Origin of the sequence: Nevskia soli DSM 19509, from assembly GCF_000711955.1 — a bacterium.
GTDB lineage: Bacteria > Pseudomonadota > Gammaproteobacteria > Nevskiales > Nevskiaceae > Nevskia > Nevskia soli.
In genome coordinates, this window is record NZ_JONR01000009.1 from 169,317 (window position 1) to 187,855 (window position 18,539).

The 18,539-nt window shown below is 64.0% G+C and carries 18 protein-coding genes; 12 read left to right on the top strand and 6 right to left on the bottom strand.

Features of this window, described 5'->3' with window-relative positions:
- Positions 1–45: 45 nt before the first annotated feature.
- The gene (locus BP26_RS0106140; protein WP_029919694.1) at positions 46–732 is read left to right on the top strand and encodes a phosphoribosyltransferase; all 687 of its coding nucleotides are present in this window, start codon (positions 46–48) and stop codon (positions 730–732) included.
- On the top strand, positions 729–2,057 hold the full coding sequence (locus tag BP26_RS0106145) for an erythromycin esterase family protein (protein WP_029919695.1): 1,329 nt from the start codon (positions 729–731) through the stop codon (positions 2,055–2,057). Before BP26_RS0106140 ends, BP26_RS0106145 begins: the two co-directional genes overlap by 4 nt.
- Positions 2,058–2,076: 19 nt before the next feature.
- Here BP26_RS0106145 and polX read toward each other — a convergent pair whose 3' ends face one another.
- Both polX and BP26_RS0106155 read right to left on the bottom strand, forming a co-directional pair.
- Positions 2,077–3,852: a DNA polymerase/3'-5' exonuclease PolX gene (gene polX, locus BP26_RS0106150; RefSeq protein WP_051748425.1), complete on the bottom strand. Its 1,776-nt coding sequence runs from the start codon at positions 3,850–3,852 to the stop codon at positions 2,077–2,079.
- Between the two features lie 66 nt (positions 3,853–3,918).
- Positions 3,919–4,470, bottom strand: coding sequence for an Hsp20/alpha crystallin family protein (locus BP26_RS0106155; protein ID WP_029919697.1), 552 nt, complete (start codon positions 4,468–4,470; stop codon positions 3,919–3,921).
- A gap of 137 nt (positions 4,471–4,607) precedes the next feature.
- On the opposite strand from BP26_RS0106155, the gene BP26_RS0106160 reads away from it, so the two are divergent.
- The 4 genes from BP26_RS0106160 to BP26_RS0106175 all read left to right on the top strand — a co-directional run bounded on the left by BP26_RS0106160 (position 4,608) and on the right by BP26_RS0106175 (position 6,922).
- Complete coding sequence (locus BP26_RS0106160; protein ID WP_029919698.1) at positions 4,608–5,207, top strand: nitroreductase family protein; 600 nt, start codon at positions 4,608–4,610, stop codon at positions 5,205–5,207.
- Positions 5,208–5,219: 12 nt separating this feature from the next.
- Positions 5,220–5,696, top strand: a complete 477-nt coding sequence (locus tag BP26_RS29255; protein ID WP_157572386.1) for a hypothetical protein — start codon at positions 5,220–5,222, stop codon at positions 5,694–5,696.
- Between the two features lie 16 nt (positions 5,697–5,712).
- Positions 5,713–6,174: a glycine zipper family protein gene (locus BP26_RS0106170; protein ID WP_036516203.1), complete on the top strand. Its 462-nt coding sequence runs from the start codon at positions 5,713–5,715 to the stop codon at positions 6,172–6,174.
- An 82-nt stretch (positions 6,175–6,256) separates the two neighbouring features.
- Complete coding sequence (locus tag BP26_RS0106175; RefSeq protein WP_245611727.1) at positions 6,257–6,922, top strand: dienelactone hydrolase family protein; 666 nt, start codon at positions 6,257–6,259, stop codon at positions 6,920–6,922.
- A gap of 218 nt (positions 6,923–7,140) precedes the next feature.
- Here the strand turns inward: BP26_RS0106175 and BP26_RS31240 are convergent, their stop codons facing one another.
- Positions 7,141–7,596, bottom strand: coding sequence for a hypothetical protein (locus BP26_RS31240; protein ID WP_245611728.1), 456 nt, complete (start codon positions 7,594–7,596; stop codon positions 7,141–7,143).
- 108 nt (positions 7,597–7,704) lie between these two features.
- Between BP26_RS31240 and BP26_RS0106185 the strand changes: the two genes are divergently transcribed.
- The 4 genes from BP26_RS0106185 (at position 7,705) to lon (ending at position 12,074) form a co-directional block, all read left to right on the top strand.
- Positions 7,705–8,067: a c-type cytochrome gene (locus tag BP26_RS0106185; RefSeq protein WP_029919702.1), complete on the top strand. Its 363-nt coding sequence runs from the start codon at positions 7,705–7,707 to the stop codon at positions 8,065–8,067.
- Positions 8,068–8,493: 426 nt separating this feature from the next.
- Positions 8,494–8,871, top strand: coding sequence for a hypothetical protein (locus BP26_RS0106190; RefSeq protein WP_029919703.1), 378 nt, complete (start codon positions 8,494–8,496; stop codon positions 8,869–8,871).
- A 360-nt stretch (positions 8,872–9,231) separates the two neighbouring features.
- Positions 9,232–9,666, top strand: coding sequence for an Hsp20/alpha crystallin family protein (locus tag BP26_RS0106195; protein ID WP_029919704.1), 435 nt, complete (start codon positions 9,232–9,234; stop codon positions 9,664–9,666).
- Between the two features lie 17 nt (positions 9,667–9,683).
- Positions 9,684–12,074: an endopeptidase La gene (gene lon / locus BP26_RS0106200; protein WP_051748448.1), complete on the top strand. Its 2,391-nt coding sequence runs from the start codon at positions 9,684–9,686 to the stop codon at positions 12,072–12,074.
- 247 nt (positions 12,075–12,321) lie between these two features.
- Here lon and BP26_RS0106205 read toward each other — a convergent pair whose 3' ends face one another.
- Genes BP26_RS0106205 through BP26_RS0106215 form a run of 3 tightly spaced genes read right to left on the bottom strand, consistent with a single transcriptional unit; the run spans position 12,322 to position 14,497 of the window.
- Entirely contained in the window at positions 12,322–13,938 is a 1,617-nt protein-coding gene (locus BP26_RS0106205) for a bifunctional aminoglycoside phosphotransferase/ATP-binding protein (RefSeq protein ID WP_084182857.1), read from the bottom strand.
- Positions 13,935–14,252, bottom strand: coding sequence for a hypothetical protein (locus tag BP26_RS0106210; protein WP_029919707.1), 318 nt, complete (start codon positions 14,250–14,252; stop codon positions 13,935–13,937). Before BP26_RS0106210 ends, BP26_RS0106205 begins: the two co-directional genes overlap by 4 nt.
- A complete protein-coding gene (locus BP26_RS0106215) occupies positions 14,246–14,497 on the bottom strand; it encodes a hypothetical protein (protein ID WP_029919708.1) in 252 nt (83 codons plus the stop codon). The genes BP26_RS0106210 and BP26_RS0106215 overlap by 7 nt, the downstream gene beginning before the upstream one ends.
- A gap of 500 nt (positions 14,498–14,997) precedes the next feature.
- Between BP26_RS0106215 and ftsH the strand changes: the two genes are divergently transcribed.
- Both ftsH and BP26_RS0106225 read left to right on the top strand, forming a co-directional pair.
- Complete coding sequence (gene ftsH, locus BP26_RS0106220) at positions 14,998–16,821, top strand: ATP-dependent zinc metalloprotease FtsH (protein WP_036516206.1); 1,824 nt, start codon at positions 14,998–15,000, stop codon at positions 16,819–16,821.
- Between the two features lie 431 nt (positions 16,822–17,252).
- Positions 17,253–18,539 carry a TolC family protein gene (locus BP26_RS0106225; RefSeq protein ID WP_029919710.1) on the top strand — a complete coding sequence of 429 codons (1,287 nt, stop codon included), beginning with the start codon at positions 17,253–17,255 and terminating at the stop codon, positions 18,537–18,539.

The following is an 18,539-nucleotide window of genomic DNA, read 5'->3' on the forward strand; positions in this document are numbered from 1 at the left end:
CAGAATGTTACATCCAAGGGATTTTCAGCGGCGTCGGAACAGCCCATGGGTCACCAAGTCGCCGCCGGAGAGAGTGACGACAACCGCGTCTTCGCCGATCGTATCGAAGCCGGCCAGGCCTTGGCCCGGCTGCTGGAACCGTACAAGCATCACAAGGACGTAGTGGTCCTGGCACTGCCCCGTGGCGGGGTACCGGTGGGCTACGAGGTGGCCCGCGCGCTCGGCGTCGACCTCGATGTCCTGGTCGTGCGCAAGCTCGGTGTGCCCTCTCACCGTGAACTGGCCATGGGCGCAATCGCTTCCGGCGGAGCAATGTATCTCAACGACGATGTCGTACGCATGGCCCAGGTCAGCGAAAGCCAGCTACAAGCCGTGAAGGCGGCCGAGATCAAGGAATTGCGCCGTCGCGAACTGCTGTATCGGGGCAACCGACCTGCGCTGGAAGTCCGCGGCCGCACCGTCATTCTGGTGGACGACGGCATCGCCACCGGCGCGTCCGCACATGCCGCAATCGCGGCGCTGCGGGCGCTCGGACCCGCAGCTATCGTGGTGGCGGTGCCGGTCGCACCCGCCGATGCCGCCGCCTCGTTCGCCGCCGTCGCAGACCGGTTCGTTTGCGTGCATGCGCCGGCGGATTTCCGCGCTGTCGGTCAGTTCTACCGGCAATTCGGCGATACCAGCGATGCGGAGGTGCGTGATTGCCTGGAGCGGCTGCGGCCGGGGCATGTATGAGTGAGACCGTGAAAACGCCATTCCTGGCCGTGCGCGGACTGGCACAGCGCCTGGGTGACACACCGCACGATTACGATGGACTGCTGCAGTTGGCAGCCGGCAAGCGCTTCGTGCTGCTTGGCGAGGCCAGCCACGGAACCCACGAGTTCTATGCTATGCGGGCGGCAATCACCCGCCGGCTTATTTCGGAACAGGGTTTCGAAGCCGTCGCCGTCGAAGGGGATTGGCCCGACGCCTGGCTGGTCAACCGCTTTGTCAATGGCGCGGGCTCGGGGTCGGCCGAGGCGGCATTGGATGCATTCCAGCGCTTTCCCACCTGGATGTGGGGCAATCGCGATGTGCTGGAGTTCATTCGGTGGCTGCAACAGCACAACGCTGCCTTGAGCGTGGATCAGCGCATCGGCTTCTACGGCCTGGATCTCTACAGCCTCTACACCTCGGCCGATGCCGTAATCCGTTATCTTGAGCAGGTCGATCCGGATCAGGCCACGGTTGCCCGGCAGCGCTATGCGCTGCTCGACCATGTGCGCGACGCGCAAAGCTATGGGTACCAGGCGGCGATGTCCTTGCGCCCGGCGGCCCGCAATGCAGTGTTGCAGCAATTGCAGGATCTGCGAACCCGCGCCGGCCAATATCTGGAACGAGATGGTTTGTCGGCCCGGGAAAGCCAGTTCGCCGCCGAGCGTAACGCCGCAGTCGTGGCCAATGCCGAGCAATACTACCGCGCGATGTTCGGCTCGCGCACCAGCACCTGGAATCTGCGGGATGCCCATATGCGAGACACCCTGCTGGCACTTTCCGCACATTGCGTCCAGCGCGGGGGCAGTGGCAAGGTAGTGGTGTGGGCTCATAACTCGCATCTGGGTGATGCGCGCGCCACCGAGATGGGGCGCCAAGGTGAATGGAACCTCGGGCAGTTGATGCGCGAAGCGGCCGGCAACGAGACGTTGCTGGTCGGCTTCACCACCTATACCGGCCGGGTCGCAGCGGCCTCCAACTGGGATGGGCCGGTGGAGCACAAGCTGGTGCGGCCGGCCCTGGCGGACAGCTACGAGCACCTGTTCCACAGCACGCGGCTCGACCGCTTCTTCCTGCCGCTACGCGATCCCGCAGCGGCGCCGTTGCGCAAGAGCATGCTGGAACGCGCCATCGGCGTGATCTATCTGCCGCAGACCGAGCGGGCCAGCCACTACTTCGAGGCTTCGATCGCCGCGCAGTTCGATGCCATATTCCATCTGGACGAAACCAGCGCGGTGGAACCGCTGGATCTGCCGGAGCATTGGCATCGGGCGGAGGCGCCCGACACCTATCCGTTCGGCGTCTGAAAGCGCAGGAGCGGCCCTCCTAAACGAAGCACTGTTTCAGGTATTGGCGGAGTTGGGGCAGCGTCCGTGTATTCAATACATCGCCCTTTTCCAGCCAGCCCCGCCGCGCCTGTCCGACGCCGTAGCGCAGGTTTGTGAAGTCCCCGGTCCGGTGCGCGTCGGAATTGATGCAGATCGGAACGCCCTGCTCCTTTGCCGCGCGACAGTGGATGTCGAACAAATCCATCCGCTGCGGCTGCGCATTCAGTTCCAGCGCGCAACCGCGCCGACGCGCCCCGGCAATCACTTCCGGCAAGTCCACATCGAGCATTTCGCGCTCGCCAATGAGGCGGCCGAGGGGGTGCGCAAGGATGGTGAAATAGCGATGCTCCATCGCGCGCAATATGCGGCGGGTTTGCCTGGCTCGCGGCAAGGCAAAATGGCTATGTACCGCACCCACCACGAGGTCCAGCCGTGCCAGCACCTCGTCGGGCAGGTCCAGATCACCATTTTCCAGGATATCGACCTCAATGCCCTTGAGTAGCGTGATTCCCTTCAGTTGTCCGTTGAGTGTGTCGATCCGTTCCATTTGCTGCAACAGGGCATCGGCATCCAGGCCATGGGCGATCTTCAGGCGCCGCGAATGATCGGTGATGGCCAGGTATTGCAGGCCGGCGTCACGCGCGGCGGCGGCCATCTCCTCGAGGGTATTGGCGCCATCGGTAGCCTTGCTGTGCGCATGCAAATCGCCCTTGAGATCCTGCAGTTCCAGCAGCCGCGGCAGGCGGCCTTTTTCCGCGGCCTCGATCTCGCCGCAGTCCTCGCGCAGTTCCGGAGGAATCTCCGCCAGGCCAAGCGCCCTGTACACCGAAGCTTCGGTCCCGCCAGCGATGCGCTGCTCGCCCCTGAACACGCCGTATTCGCTCAGCTTGAGGCCCTGTTCCTGGGCTCGCCTGCGGATCGCGATGCCGTGCGCCTTGCTGCCGGTGAAGTACACCAGCGCCGCGCCATAGGCCTCCTTGTCGATCACCCGCAGATCCACCTGCAAGCCGGAGCGTAGCAGGACGCTGGCACGCGTCGGACCGCTGGCCAGCACCTCGCCGATCTCGGGAAACGCCAGGAAATGTTGCATGATCTTGGCGGAAGCCGCCGCCGCCACCACGACATCGAGGTCGCCGACGGTGTCGCGCATGCGCCGGTAGCTTCCGGCGACGACCACTTCAGCTGCGCCCTGCGCCTGCCTCAGGTATCCCAGCAGTTTCTCGGCGGTCGGCGCGGCCAGGGCCAAGGGCATCCGCTTGCCGGTTTGCAGCTTCATCTCCACAGCTTGCAGCAGCTTGTCCTGCAATTTTCTGCCAAAGCCATGAAGCTGGCCGATCCGCCCCGACTTCGCTGCGTCGTGCAGCTGCTGCGGCGTCTCCACACCGAGCTCGTGATAAAGCCGCTGGACCCGTTTGGGCCCCAGGCCGGGAACCGCGAGCAGCTCGACCAGAGCAGGCGGCACTTGCCGGCGCAGGCGCTCGCGCAGGGCGCTGCTGCCGGTGTCGACGATTTCATGGATCTTGGCGGCCAGATCGTCGCCGATGCCGGGCAGCTTGGGCAGTTCCTGCCCGCTGCCGATCAGCGTTGCAATATCCGGAGTGAAGGCCCGCACCGAGCGGGCAGCATTGCGGTAGGCGCGGATACGGAAGGGGTTGTCGTTTTTCAATTCGAGCAGGTCGGCAACCTCCTCGAATATGGCTGCTATCCCTGCATTGTCGATGCCAAGGCGAGGCAGTACCGCCGCTGGACGGCTCTCCACGTTAGACGTTGGCATGCGGACACGGACGGCCCGCCGGCCGCCTCATAGGACGCGGCCGACGAGCACCAAGGCCGCCGGGCCTCAGTTTGTCTTGATGGCGATCTTCTTGGCGCTCTTCTGCGCCTCGCCGTCTTTCGGCAAGCTCACGGTGAGCACGCCGTCCTTGAAGTGCGCTTCGATCTTGTCGGCTTCCACGCTTTCGGGCAGGCGAAAGGAACGTTCGAAAGCGCCGTAATGACGCTCGGACAGATGGTAGTTCTTCTTGTTTTCCTCCTTCTCTTCCTTCTTTTCGCCGGTGATGCTCAGCATCCCGTTGGACAGCTTGACCTCGATGTTGCTCTCGTCCATGCCGGGCAGTTCGGCAGTGATCTGGAAATCCTTGTCGTGCTCGACGATGTCGATTGCGGGAATCGCGTTCAGGGTGAATTCGCGGCGCCAGAACGGCTCGATATCGAACAGGGGGCGCGTGAAGGTGTTGGGCAGGAATCCCTTGTCGAAGTCTTCGAACAGGTGGTCCACCTGTTTGCGTAGGGCCTCGAACGGATGCCATTCACGCGATTTGCCGGCCGGTACGGCGGCCTCTTTGGATTTGTCTTGGGTCTTGATGGGTAGCTTGGTTGCGGTTTCAGCCATGGCGCATCTCCAATGTTCTACATGGGGAATTGAAGGCTAAGGGCGAACGAGCGATGCCGGCTTTGATCTGGATCAATGCCGGGTTCGGCTGGCGACCCCAGGCTTGACATCCTTGGATGCCGGGTGGTGGAAAATTTATGCCTGTGGATATTCGGCTATCGGATGTGGTTGTGCTGCCACGTCCACGCACCGATGGCGGTAAACCGCTGATGGCGGCGTTGGCTGGGCGGCACAGCACGCGCGAATTCAGTTCCGCCGAGATTCCGGCACAGCTCGTTTCCGACCTGTTGTGGGCGGCCGACGGCGTCAACCGGGTTCAGACCGGCGGCAGAACCGCGCCGTCGGCAAAAAACTGGCGGGAAATCGACATCTATGTCGCACGCGGCGACGGCTTGCATGTCTACGATTCAACGTTGCACGGCCTTCGGCACGTGTTGCGGCAGGACTTGCGGGCTGCGACCGGGATTCAGGATTTCGTCGGGGCCGCCCCGATCAACCTGGTGTATGTCGCGGACCTTGCCCGGGTCGACTCCACCGATCCCGTGGAGCGCCGTTTTTACTGCGCCGCGGATGCGGCCTTCATTGCCCAGAACGTGTACTTGTTCTGCGCATCCGAAGGGCTGGCCTGCGTTATCCGGGGCGCGGTCAACCGTCGCGCGCTGGCGCAAGCCATGCAACTCGGACCACATCAACGCGTGATTTTTGCGCAGACCCTTGGCTTTCCGACGTCACACTGACAGGGACGTGCAATGAACAAGATGATGATTGCCATGGCATCCGCGGCAACGGTTTTTGCCTTTTTCACCGCGGCTGCGGAACCTCCCCACGGCCATGCCGGCCCAGCAATGGGCCACGTCGCCCCAGCGAGGCATGATCGCGGTGGAGTGCACAACAATCACCGTGATCACCATGTTCCGCCTCCCCCTTATCTCGGTGACCATTGGCAGGAAGGTCATTGGCGCCACGGCGACCATGGCCATCGTGGGGGCTGGTGGTGGGTAACGGGTGGAAACTGGTTCTGGTACGAAAAACCGATCTATCCGTACCCCGATTTTTACGTGCCGCCCGCGATTATCGTCGAAACACCGCCGGGGCCGCCCCCGGCGCAGTATTGGTATTACTGTGAACGGCCTGAGGGTTACTACCCCTATGTGACCCAATGCGACGTCCCATGGAAACCGGTCACGGCCACACCGCCGCCAGCACCGTTGCCACCCGGAAATTAAATCGCAGGAGTCTCCCATGTTCCGCATCCGCGCAACCCTGTTGTTGTCTGTTTCTCTGGAGCTCTTGGCCGGCTGTGTCGAAATGCCCACCGGGCCAAGCGTGGCGGTCATGCCGGCGCCCTACAAGCCGTTCGAGGTGTTCGCAGCGGACGCGAGCGTCTGCCGTCAGTTCGCCCAGCAGCAAATCGGCCAGGCGCCGGCTACCGCCCAGAACCAGACGGCCGGCGCCGTGATTGGCGGCACTGCAGTCGGCGCCGCTGCCGGCGCCCTCATCGGGCAATCGGGCGGCGGCGCGGCAACCGGCGCCGGCATTGGTTTACTCGCAGGATCGGCAATTGGTGCGGGCGAAGCCGACCGCTCCACGCGCGGCTTGCAGCGGCGTTACGACATCGCTTACGAGCAATGCATGTATAGCAAGGGCAACCAGGTTCCAGGCTACGTTTATCAGGCGCAGCCGCCTCCACCGAGAAGCCGCTGATATTCCTGTGCGACCAAAAGACTCCCCGGCGCATCGAAAGGACGCCAGTGTCCGGCGCCGCGCCAGCATTTCGAGTGAACTTGTGCATACGGAAGAACGACGCGACATCAAGCTGAACCTTGCCGACGTCGCGGTATTTGGCGACTTCGCGCTGCCACCCTATCCCCGGGGATTAGTGATCTTTGTGCACGGCAGCGGTAGCAGCCGCCATAGTTCACGCAATCGCCTCGTGGCCGGTTATTTGCAGCAGCGGGGATTCGCTACGCTGTTGTTCGACCTGCTGAGCGAGGAAGAGGATGAGGATCGCGCCGCGCGCTTCGATATACCGCGCTTGACCCGCCGCCTGCTGGAAGTCACTGCGGAAACAAGCCGCATGAAGCTGGTTCCCAAGCATCTGCCCATCGGTTATTTCGGGGCCAGTACCGGCGCCGCAGCCGCCTTGATCGGCGCTGCCGGGTTGGGGCTCGGCATAGCCGCCGTGGTTTCACGAGGTGGCCGCCCGGATCTGGCGATGCAGGCACTCGACCAGGTGCATTGTCCGACCCTGCTCATCGTCGGAGGTAATGACCACGAGGTGATCCGCCTCAATCGGTTGGCTTATTCGAAACTGCCCGGCATCAAGCAATTGTCCATCGTGCCGGGGGCCAGTCACTTGTTCGAGGAGCCGGGCACCTTGGAGAACGTAGCGCTGCTGGCGGGTGATTGGTTTGTCCGCTACTGTGTTCGGGACGAAGACCGGTTGGACTGAACGCTCCGCAACATGGCCCGCTTTCCCGATCACTAGGCGTGCTCGATGGCGGCATGAGCGCGCCAGGACGATGGGCGCGAGCATTGACTGTCGATCAGCAACCCGCGCCCTGGAATGGGTGATATTCAGAGCGCAACGGCGGTGCCAGCACGCACTCGGAAAGCAGGACATCCGGGGGAAGGAAGACATGGAAATATCCTCCGCCTGGTTGATCTACATCAAGGCGCCAGCCTTTTCGCGGATGAATAGTCATTTTTTCTCCCATCCCGCCGGCTCCCATGCGAATTCCCGTCGATATCAGCTACAGAAGCGTTCCATACTCGCAAGACTTGGAGCACCTGATCCGCAGCGAGGCCGAAGCCCTTGAGCGGAAGCATCCAGCGCTGATCGGATGCCGCGTTGCCCTGGAAGCCCCGCACATCGTGCACGTCCGCGTCACCCTCCCCGGACTGGTATTTTCGGTGATTCGGGAACACGGGAGCACCGGCCGCAGTCAGCTCGACACGGCCATTCAAGCGGCTTTCGCCGACATCCATCAACAACTTGAAGACCGCTTGCAGTCGCTCCCCCTGGATGCGTCCGGCCGGTGAAATGATCGCCTTGCCCCAACCGTTGTACCCCGGATGTCCGGCTAAAGATTCAAAGGCTTGGCGTATTTCCCTGGAATGCCTCATTTCCCATCATTTGCAGTCGCCCGCGGCCTCCACCAGCCCGCTGATGAGGCCGGTCCGGATGCGTGCCGGACATCGGCAACTAGGGCCTGTTAACCAGGAATCATTGAAATGCTGATTACCACACCGCTTGCAACGACTATGATCCGCACCAGTGCGCTTCTTGGCCTTACCGCAATGGCCTTCTCCGCCCAAGCCCAGCCCGGATCGGCCGACGGATTGGGCTGGAGACTGGTGCGCAAATACTGTTCGAATTGCCATGAAGTAAGGCCGCATCCTAAGAGTCAGCACTATGCTGCGGATGGAGCTCCAAGCTTTGCAGCGCTCGCGGCGGACCCCGTCAAAGGGCGGCCGGAACATCTCAGGTCGATCCTCAGCGGACCGCACTCCAGCATGCCGCCGCACGAGTTCAGTGCAGAGGATGTCGACGCGCTCATCCTCTACTTTCAGGCACTCCAGGCCACGGGCAAGTAAGGCGTTCGCTCAAGCTTGACTGCTACTGTGTTCCCTGAAACCGCAGGTTCGCCCGCGACTGGTATGGCGCCGCCGGGAGGCCAACGGCCTCCTGGCCTCCGGAATCTTGCATCAGCGCATGCCGCGGCAGCGGCGCCGCCTTGGCGACAACGGCGTATGAGATTCCGGCACGCCCATCAGGGCCTCCGAGGTGAAAAATGGGATTTTGGCGGGAGACTGCCTGTTCTTTCCCCACCGGGGGCCTCTCAATGGAGCTTTCCGAGCGGACAGAGGTCTATGGGGCAAAGCCGCACTACTGTACGTCCGTACCGTCATTGAGTCGTCAACCCGGGGGCGCATATTAAGGGAGTGCCTCCTTCCTCTCCCTCCATCCGGCGCCGGCTAGCGGCCGCCTCCGATCATCGGTTCTACAAGGCCGAGGACTGCATGCTGGCGCTGCACGGCGACCATCCGCTGACCCTGGCGCGGATCCGCAGGTATGTTCTTGAACTTACTGGCGAGGACTGGTTTCGACGCCGCTGGCCGCAGCCGATGCGCTTGCACATCGCGGACGGCCGCGGCGATCGTCACGCTCGTTGCAGTTCCTGCGATGGCCTGCTGTTCAAGCTCAGCTTCCCGCGCGCGACCCGCAGCGAGTACTTCGTCCTCCACGAACTCGCCCACGCCTGCACCTGGCACACCGCGCAGACCGATCATGACCTGATCTTCATGCGGGCGCTGCTGGTGCTGGTGCGCAAGCGCATGGGGCGCTCGGCCGCGGAACTGCTGCGCCGGGAATGGCAAGCGGCCCGGTTGGTGACGTGAGCACTTGCTGCGGAGAGCTGGAAGTTTTGGAAGATGTCGCATGGCCGGCCGGTGACTGGTTCGCACCATTGTGTCCGTGATCTGGCAGCTGGATTGAAGGCCAGCCCGAGTCATCGATCTTTCAAGTCACCGTCGAAAGGCCGGCACTCGAGCCGATCCGTCAAGGATAAACGGCCGGTTCGCGAAAAACGCGCCCGCTTGACGTATGTCAATGGGCGACCGCCCCTTTTCCTCCATATTGTCACGACGTTTGGCAGCGTCCATGGACATGCGGCACTGCGCCGACTGGCGGGCCAACTGCCCTCGTGGAATGTAGTTCTGCACTTGAATGCAGGACTTCCGGACAGATTAAGGAATCTTATGAGCAACCACTACAGTCCGTACTGGATGTGGGCCGAGGCCTGCGAGTTGATGGACCGTGCCGAGCGCCTGCAACGGCAGTTCTTTCAGCCGGCGAACCCAGCGCTGAACCAGCCGGGCTGGGAACCGCCGGTCGATGTATTCGAAACCGAGTATGCCTTGTGGCTGATCGTGGCCCTGCCCGGCGTCGCCGCCGAACGGGTCGAGCTGGCCGTTGACGGCAATACCCTGGTCGTCACCGGCATGCGACTGCTCCCGGCAGAGGTCCGTGCGGCCTCGATCCGGCGCATGGAAATTCCGGCCGGACGCTTCGAGCGAGTCATCAAGTTGCCGCCTGGCCGCTTCGAGTTGGTGGAGCGCCGCCTTGCGGACGGTTGCCTGACGCTGGGCCTGCGCAAGCTGTCCGCACAAGCCGGTAACCGGAGCAAGGCATGAGCGAAATGCGCGAACCCATGCAGGAGCCGGCACGGCCGAAACCCGAAACCTCCGGCGATATCCGCCCGCCCGAAGTGACGATCCCCGCCGATGCCATCATCGTAATGCCGATGCGCAACGTGGTGCTGTTTCCGGGCATCGTGGCGCCGTTGGGGGTCGGGCGCGCGACATCGGTGGCGGCGGCCCAGGAGGCGGCGCGCAACCAGCGCCCCATCGGCCTGCTGCTGCAGCGCGATCCCGAGGCGGAAGAACCGGACGCCAGCGGGCTCCACCAGATCGGCACCGTCGCCAACATCCTGCGCTACGTCACGGATCGCAATGGCGTCCACAACCTGATCGTCCACGGCGAAGGACGTTTCCGTGTCGTCGAGTTCCTGCCAGGCTACCCTTTCCTGGTCGCGCGCATCGAGCGCATCGCCGAACCGGAAGGCAGCGGCACCGAAATCGAGGCACAACTGCATCGCCTGAAGGCGCGTGCGCTGGAAGGCGTGCAGCTCCTTCCCGATGCTTCGCCCGAACTTGCCGGAACCATCGAAGGCGTCACTTCAGCCGGGCAGCTGGCCGACTTCGTCGCGGGTTTCATGGATGGCAAGCCCACGGAAAAGCAGGACATACTCGAAACCATCGAACTGCTGCCGCGGCTGCAGAAGGTGCAATGGCTGGTGGCGCATCGCCTCGAAGTGCTGCGGCTGTCGCGGGACATCGGCGAGCAGACACGCGAGTCGATGGCCGGACGCCAGCGCGAGTACGTGCTGCGCGAACAGCTCAAAGCGATCCAGAAGGAGCTGGGCGAATCCGACGAAGGTGGCGCCGAGATCGAGGAGCTGGAAAAAGCGATCGCGCAGGCGGGCATGCCGGAAGAGGTGGAGAAGCACGCGAAGAAGGAGCTGAGCCGCCTGCGCGGCATGCAGTCCGGTGCCGCCGAGCATTCGATGGTGCGCACCTATCTGGACTGCCTGGTCGAGCTGCCTTGGTCCAAGACCAGCGCCACCGCCGTCGACATCGCCGAAGCGCGACGGATTCTCGACGAAGATCATTACGGCCTGCCGAAGATCAAACGCCGCATTCTCGAGTTCCTCGCGGTGCGCAAGCTCAATCCTGCGGGACGCAGCCCGATACTCTGCTTCGTCGGTCCGCCGGGCGTGGGCAAGACTTCGCTCGGGCAAAGTATTGCCCGCGCCACCGGCCGCAAATTCGCCCGCGTCAGCCTGGGCGGGACCCACGACGAGGCGGAAATCCGCGGGCATCGCCGTACCTACGTCGGCGCCATGCCGGGCAACATCATCCAGGCCATCCGCAAGGCCGGCACACGCGACTGTGTGCTGATGCTGGACGAAATGGACAAGCTGGGCGCTGGCGGCTTCCACGGAGATCCGTCGTCCGCATTGCTCGAGGTGCTGGACCCGGAGCAGAACGCCAGCTTCCGCGACAACTATCTGGCGGTGCCGTTCGATCTGAGCCAGGTCATCTTCATCGCCACAGCCAATGTGCTGGACACCATTCCAGGCCCACTGCTGGACCGGATGGAAGTGATCCAGCTCAGCGGCTATACCGAGCAGGAAAAGCTGGCCATTGCCCAGCGCTACCTGATCAAGCGCCAGCTCGAAGCAAACGGGCTCAAGGCGGAGCAGTGCAGCATCGCCGAGTCCGCCCTGCGCGAACTGATCCACTCCTACACCCGAGAGTCCGGTGTGCGCAATCTGGAGCGCCAGATCGGCAGTGTGTTTCGCCATGCGGCGATGCGCATCGCCGAGGGCGCGGCGCAGGAGATCACGATCAATGATTCCGATCTGCCGGCGATCCTTGGTGCGCACCGCTACGAGAGCGACCTGGCCCTGCGCACCGGCTTGCCCGGCGTATCCACCGGATTGGCCTGGACCCCGGTCGGAGGCGACATCCTGTTCATCGAGGCCAGCCGCGTACCCGGCAGCGGCCGCCTGATGATCACCGGCCAGCTGGGTGAAGTAATGAAGGAAAGCGTGCAGGCCGCGCTGACGCTGGTCAAGGGCAACCTGAGGGCGCTCGGCGTCAGCGATGACATCAACCTCGACAAACTCGACATTCATCTGCATGTACCGGCAGGGGCCGTACCGAAGGACGGGCCGAGCGCCGGCGTCGCCATCTACGTCGCCCTGGCCTCGCTGCTCGCCGGCCGGCCGGTGCGCAGCGATACGGCGATGACCGGCGAGATCAGCCTGCGCGGCTTGGTGTTGCCGGTTGGCGGCATCAAGGAAAAGGTGGTGGCGGCGGCGCGGGCCGGGATCAAGACCGTGATGCTGCCTGCGCGTAACAAGGCCGACCTGGAGGAGATTCCGGAGGACGTGCAACGGCAGTTGCGCTTCGTATGGCTGGAACGAGTGGACCAGGCGGTGGCCGAAGCCATTGAAGGATCGGATGCTCGAACCTAGAATCGCCTCCGTCTGCGGCACCGGCGGCGCTGCCGATGGATCAAGGCATCTGCTCAATGCGCCACCGCCGGAACCACCTTGATCTGATCCGTAAGGGGCAGAAACGCCACTCGGCGCTTGTCGGCGCGACCGGAGGAGCGGATCTGTTGTGGGGACGGAGGCTGGTCGGGCAGGTTTGCAAATAGCCCTTGCTTCCCGGTTTATCCGTACCTTTGCTCTATCCGTCCAACCCTTCGGCGAAGCGGCGCTACATGCCGGGCAGGTTGCGCAGCTGTTCGGCCAGGCCGGGAATCGAAGGCGAAATCGCAGTATCGATGCTCAGGGTCCGGGTCAGTTCTTCCTGGTCCAGGGCTTCGTCGGTGGCCAGTTGCATGTGCAGCACTTCCGGGCCGGCCTCGGAGGCGTCGGACTTCAAGCGCAGCCGTTCCGCCACCCTTCGCTCAAGAATGTCCTGGGGTGCGCGGCAATCGATGATTGCAAACGGCGCGCCGAGACGCCGAGCCAACGCCATGAAGCGCTGCCGGTCCGCCCGCTTGAGAAATGTCGCGTCGACGAGTGCGGTGGCGCCTCCTTCGATGATGTCCTCGGCGCAGGCGGCCAGCCGTGAATAGACCTGTTGGCCGGCGCTGGGCGTATAGATGCCTGCCCCGACCGCCGAACCGCTGCGCTGCAAGGAGCCGAGCCCGTTCAGGCGCTTGCGCTCGACGTCGGACCGCAGTTGCACGGCGGGCAGGACGGCGGCAAGTTCGCGCGACAACCAGGATTTGCCGGATCCGGCGAAGCCGTGCATCAACAACAGGGCATGGCGCCGCTCTCCGGCGCGCCGCGCGGCCCATCGCACATAGCGGGCGCACTCCGCTGCGTCGGCGTCCCGCTGCCCGGCGCAGGCGCCGCGGCAGCGGATCAGCGCGACCTTGGCCCGCACCAAGGCGCGATACACCAGGTAGTAGTTCAGCAGGCGCATCCCCTGATAGTCGCCACCGGCCTCGAGATAGGCATTGAGGAACGCGCTGGCCAGGGCCGGATGGCCGCGCTGGTCCAGGTCCATGACCAGGAAGGCGATGTCGCTGATCACGTCGATCCAGCGCAGTTCCTCGCTGAACTCGATCCGGTCAAAGGCCCGGACCTCCCCGTCCAGCTTCACCAGGTTGGCCAGATGCAGGTCGCCATGGCACTCACGCACCCGGCCCTGCATCTTGCGGTTAAGCAGCAACGGCGCAAGCCGGCTGTAGGCTTGTGACAGCCAGTGTTCGATCGCGTCGAGGTCCGCGTGCAGATCCAGGCCCGGCGCTCCGCGACGCAGATCGTGCACGCACTCCAGCACCGTCGCATGCGCCGCTGCCGGCTCGCCGAAGGCGCTGCCGATCGCCGCCTGCCGGGCCGCCGCGTGAAGCCGGGCCAGCTCCCCGCCGAACGCGGCAAGGTCCGCGGCTTGCAATTCGCCGGCCTGCAATAGCCGATCCAGTTGCAGGTGCTGCGAAAATTGCCGCATCCGTACGGCATATTCGATCGGTGTTCCGGGGCAGGCGAGCTTGGGCCCACCTTCACCGGCGACGATCGGCACCACGTCGAGATAGAGTTCCGGGGTCATCAGCCGGTTCAGACGTAATTCCTCCCGGCATGCCGCTTCCCGGCGCTCCAGGGTGGAAAAGTCGAGGAATGAAAAGCGTACCGGCTTCTTGATCTTGTAGGCATAGTCTCCGGTCAGCACCACCCAGGAAATATGGGTTTGCACCAGCTGCACTCCGCTCACGGCGTGCGGAAAGGCTGCGGCCGACATCAGTCCCCGGATCAAGGGTGGTACGTCGGCACCATCAGGTGCCGCCTGTGTGACGATCGGCGACTCCGGTCGATTCGCGGTCATGCGGTGACCCGTGACGTCATTCGAGGGCGCGCCTTGTTTTGCGGCCCGGCGATGCCTGCACCCGTGAGAAGTTTTGCGTCCTGTTGCAGCAGTCGGTCCGCCCTCTGGTGCGGCGGGGTCTGACCCTCGCGCATTGCATCGAGCGCCCTCGCCTGGGCCGTATCGCACAGTCGGCGCGCAACCAGGTCGGTTTGTTCGGCGGTGCGTTCACTGTGCGCGGATGCCGTATTCAAAGAATTTCCCGAAAACGAAGGCTCCGCATCCGCATCCATCACCGGATCGGTTTCACCGCTCAAACCAAAACGCATCACCATGTCGCGCGCACGGCGGAAGCGCGATTCATGTCGTCGGCCGCGCCGAAATTCAGCAGTTCGGCAGCGCGTCCGCCGGGCACGGCGTTCAGGCGGCTTTCCAGCCGGGATCGCGGTACAAAATAGCGACCTTCAATTGGCATTTGCAGGATGCATTCGAGCGAGTCCATGCTGCGCGGAATCAGCGATATCTTCCGCACCGCGCTGCAACGCAGGAAGACGATGCAGGCCTTCGAATCCTCCCTCATGACTGATTTCCTCCGTGAATGTTCACACCGGCTCACTTGTTTCGACCCCACCCTGTCGCATGCCGCTGCGGCCCATCGAACAAAAGTAACCGTGCGGGTTCTCCTTTGATGCAGCATTGACCTGGATCAACATGGATCGTGATCAAGGGGATCCAAGCCCGTGCTCCGCAGCGTTTGCCTGGTTCCGGCCCGATACCGGCTTGTCGGGATGGCTTCAACAATGGCGCGCGCGGCCCTTTTGATACCAAACTCAACTCACCCGCTTCAGCGGTCGTAATGCCCAGGCTTGCGCTGCCATCGCCCTCGATTTCCTTGCCAATACCTATGTAGTGGGTCTCACAAAGTCGTCCGACCTTTCCACCGCCTCTCCGCTTCAGTCCATCCCTCCGGGCAACTCCGACGATTGGGGCGCGCAGGCAGGCGCCACTGCAGCGTGTTGATCCAAATCAATTCGCCTTCGGCTCCGGCCCTCTAGCATTCATTTCGGAGGTTCTGTTCCAATGCGCCGCGAAACCCACTTCACCATCTGGTACGCAGTCGCGGCCATCCTGGTCCTCCTCTTTATTCAGGATTTCCTGGCCAGCCAGAGCCACGTCAAGACGATTTCCTACAGTGAATTCCAGCAGGCACTTGCCAAGGGCGAGATCAAGGACGTGGAGGTCGCGCCCACCAGCATGGCGGGTTCGTACAAGTCGCCGGCCGCGGGTACCCCATCCCACTTCCTGACGCAGCGTGTCGACCCCCAGGTAGCCGAGCAACTGAGCAAGGCCGGAGTCGATTTCTCCGGCGCGCCCGATCCAAGCTTGTTCGAGGCCATCCTGCGCTGGCTGCTGCCCACTGTCGGCTTCTTCCTGCTTTGGATGTTCCTGATGCCGCGCATGATGGGTGGACAAACAGGTCAGCTTATGGCCATCGGCAAGAGCAAGGCCAAGGTTTATGTTGAGACTGACACCAAGGTCTCGTTTGCCGACGTTGCCGGCGTGGACGAGGCGAAGGCCGAATTGCAGGAAGTCGTCAACTTCCTGAAGGAGCCGCAGCGCTACGGCCGCCTGGGCGCGCGCCTGCCCAAAGGCGTGTTGCTGGTCGGCCCTCCCGGCACCGGCAAGACGCTGCTGGCGCGCGCGGTCGCCGGCGAAGCCGGGGTGCCGTTCCTGTCGATCAACGGTTCCGAGTTCGTCGAAATGTTCGTGGGTGTCGGCGCCGCCCGCGTGCGCGACCTGTTCGAGGAAGCCCGGCAGAAGGCGCCAGCGATCATCTTCATCGACGAACTGGACGCACTGGGGCGCGCCCGCGGCCTCAATCCCATTGCGGGCGGTAACGACGAGAAGGAACAGACGCTCAACCAGCTCCTGTCGGAAATGGACGGCTTCGACCCGCGCCAAGGGCTGATCCTGCTGGCTGCCACCAACCGCCCGGAAATCCTCGATCCGGCCCTACTGCGCGCCGGGCGCTTCGACCGCCAGGTGCTGGTGGACCGGCCGGACCGGGTCGGACGCCTGCAAATCCTCCAGGTCCATGCGCACAAGATACAGCTCGCGCCGGACCTGCAGCTCGAACAGGTCGCCGCCCTTACACCTGGCTTCAGCGGCGCCGACCTCGCCAACCTGGTCAACGAAGCTGCGCTGCTCGCCACCCGGCGCGGCGCGGAGTCCGTGACGCTCAATGACTTCACCCAGGCGGTCGAGCGTATCGTCGCCGGCCTGGAGAAGAAGAACCGGCTGCTCAACCCCGACGAGCGCCGGGTGGTGGCCTACCACGAACTCGGCCACGCCTTCGTGGCCCTGTCGCTCAAGGGCACCGACGCCGTCCACAAGGTTTCCATCATTCCCCGCGGCATCGGCGCCCTCGGCTACACCATCCAGAGGCCGACCGAAGATCGCTTCCTGATGAACACCGAGGAGCTCGAAAACCGCATGGCGGTGCTGCTGGGCGGGCGCGCCGCCGAGCACGGCATCATCGGCCAGATTTCCACCGGCGCCGCCGACGATCTGGCCAAGGCGACCGACATCGCGCGCAGCATGGTCACGCGCTTCGGCATGGTGGCGGAACTGGGCCAGGTCGCCTACGAGCACGAGTCGAAGAGCTTTCTGAACGCCCCTGTACCTTTCGGCGCAGAGCGTAGTTACAGCGAGGGCACGGCGCAGAAGATCGACAATGCCATCCGGGGGCTGGTGGACCGGGCGTTCGAGAAATCTCTGGCCATCATTCATGCCAAGCACGCTGCGCTCGACAAGGCTGCAATGCGCCTGCTCGAAAAGGAAACCCTGCTCGAAGCCGAGATCAAGGAACTGGCCGGAACGGAGCCTCCGCTGGCCGGCTCATGACCAGATCTTCATGCGAGCCTTGCTGGAGCTGGTGCGCAGGCACATGAGCACCCGGCTGCGTTGCGGTTATGGGTCGAGAAGAGCAGGAAACTCGTTGGGTATGGGCACGTGCGCCGGATCCGGAAGGAGCGGCGGGCGCATCTGGACCGAGGCCAACGGCCGCCGCAGGGGTGAAGTGCACTCGTTGTGTTCCCGCGAACGGTCTGAGTCGACAGAATCCGCCCCGGTACGGCGGTCGCGAAAAGGCGACTTACGACTTAAAGCAGGTTGACCGCCGACATATATGCGGAGTTCACCGCCGGCCGCAGACTGCGACGCTCATTGACATGGATCAAAGGCCGCCGGGCACCGCGCAGATATGCTTTGCACAGGCTTGCCGTATTGTTGCAAACCCGCCTCCCAAGCGTCCTCCTTGATCCAACTTATCGACGATGACCCGCGACCTGCTTCGTGCCCTCCTGCTGCTCGCCGTGCCGAGCGTCGCCGCCAACGCCGGCGCAGAGACGTTGAACGACGCCTTTGACGCCGCACTGCGCACCGACCATCGCTTGGGCGCCGAGCACCAGCGCACCGCCGCCGCACAGGAGCGCCTCGCCGCAGCGCAAGGGCTAAGCCTGCCCAGCATCAATGCCCAGGGTGGCTACTTCCACCTCGATCAGCCACCCGCCGCCATCTTGCAGGTGCCTCCGCTCGGGACACTCGAGATGCCGCTGATCCAGCAGGACGTGCGCGCCTACCAGCTCACTGCGAGCCTGCCGCTGTTCACCGGCGGCCGCATCACGGGTGCGGTGCACGCAGCAGCAGCAGCAGCCGACGCCGCCGCCCAGTCCGAGACCGCCACGCGCGAAGACCTCAAGCTCAACGTCGCCGGCGCCTACGTTGACGTGCTGCGCGCGCGCCGCGCGCTAAGCCTTGCCGAGACCAGTGTCGGCACCCTGCAGGCCCACGCGCAGGACGTCGACGCGCTCTACGCCAAGGGTCTGGTGGCGCGCAATGATGGCCTAGCCGCCCATGTCGCCCTAGCCAATGCCCAGCAGGATCGCTTGCGGGCCGCCAACGCCGTTGACCTGGCGCAGTCCAACTACAACCGCGCCCTCGGCCGACCATTCGACAGCGCCGTCGCCATCGACGAAATCATCCCTGGCGGCGAAACCGCACCGCTGGAGCAACTCACCACCGAAGCCCTGGCCACGCGTAGCGAACTGCGCGCACTGCAGCAACAGGACCACGCGCTACGCCAGCAGGCCGTCAGCGCGCGCGGCGAGCAATGGCCGCAGGTCGCCCTGTCCGGTGGCCGGTACTATGTCGAGGACCGCAACCTGGCCAACGACGGCTTCTGGGCCATCGGCATCGGCGTGTCCTGGTCGCTGTTTGACGGCGGCATCGCCCGGCGCAAGGCGCGCGCACTCGACGATGAGGCCGCCGCCGCCGCCGATACCCGCCAGGATGCCGAATCGCTGATCCGCCTGCAGGTGCGCCAGTGCTGGCTCGACATCGGCGAGACTCGCCAGCGCATCGATGTCGCCACCGCCGCGCTCGACCAAGCTGAGGAAAACCTGCGCGTGGCGCGTGACCGCTACGACTCCGGCGTGGGCACCAACACCGAAGTGCTCGACGCCGAAGCCCTGCGCCGCAAGAGCGAAACCAACCACATCGACGCCATCTACGACAACGTGCTGGCGCAGCTGCGCCTGCGCCGCGCCATCGGCACCCTCTGA

Bases quoted from the DNA above. Each gene is read 5' to 3' on its own strand.
- BP26_RS31240 (WP_245611728.1), bottom strand. From the start codon at position 7,596: ATGAGGCATTCCAGGGAAATACGCCAAGCCTTTGAATCTTTAGCCGGA.
- BP26_RS0106195 (WP_029919704.1), top strand. From the start codon at position 9,232: ATGAGCAACCACTACAGTCCGTACTGGATGTGGGCCGAGGCCTGCGAG.
- BP26_RS0106215 (WP_029919708.1), bottom strand. From the start codon at position 14,497: ATGAGGGAGGATTCGAAGGCCTGCATCGTCTTCCTGCGTTGCAGCGCG.
- BP26_RS0106155 (WP_029919697.1), bottom strand. From the start codon at position 4,470: ATGGCTGAAACCGCAACCAAGCTACCCATCAAGACCCAAGACAAATCC.
- BP26_RS0106210 (WP_029919707.1), bottom strand. From the start codon at position 14,252: ATGGTGATGCGTTTTGGTTTGAGCGGTGAAACCGATCCGGTGATGGAT.
- BP26_RS0106140 (WP_029919694.1), top strand. From the start codon at position 46: ATGGGTCACCAAGTCGCCGCCGGAGAGAGTGACGACAACCGCGTCTTC.
- BP26_RS0106205 (WP_084182857.1), bottom strand. From the start codon at position 13,938: ATGACCGCGAATCGACCGGAGTCGCCGATCGTCACACAGGCGGCACCT.
- BP26_RS0106145 (WP_029919695.1), top strand. From the start codon at position 729: ATGAGTGAGACCGTGAAAACGCCATTCCTGGCCGTGCGCGGACTGGCA.
- BP26_RS0106225 (WP_029919710.1), top strand. From the start codon at position 17,253: ATGACCCGCGACCTGCTTCGTGCCCTCCTGCTGCTCGCCGTGCCGAGC.
- BP26_RS0106160 (WP_029919698.1), top strand. From the start codon at position 4,608: ATGCCTGTGGATATTCGGCTATCGGATGTGGTTGTGCTGCCACGTCCA.
- lon (WP_051748448.1), top strand. From the start codon at position 9,684: ATGCAGGAGCCGGCACGGCCGAAACCCGAAACCTCCGGCGATATCCGC.
- polX (WP_051748425.1), bottom strand. From the start codon at position 3,852: ATGCCAACGTCTAACGTGGAGAGCCGTCCAGCGGCGGTACTGCCTCGC.
- BP26_RS0106170 (WP_036516203.1), top strand. From the start codon at position 5,713: ATGTTCCGCATCCGCGCAACCCTGTTGTTGTCTGTTTCTCTGGAGCTC.
- BP26_RS0106185 (WP_029919702.1), top strand. From the start codon at position 7,705: ATGCTGATTACCACACCGCTTGCAACGACTATGATCCGCACCAGTGCG.
- ftsH (WP_036516206.1), top strand. From the start codon at position 14,998: ATGCGCCGCGAAACCCACTTCACCATCTGGTACGCAGTCGCGGCCATC.
- BP26_RS0106190 (WP_029919703.1), top strand. From the start codon at position 8,494: ATGCTGGCGCTGCACGGCGACCATCCGCTGACCCTGGCGCGGATCCGC.
- BP26_RS29255 (WP_157572386.1), top strand. From the start codon at position 5,220: ATGAACAAGATGATGATTGCCATGGCATCCGCGGCAACGGTTTTTGCC.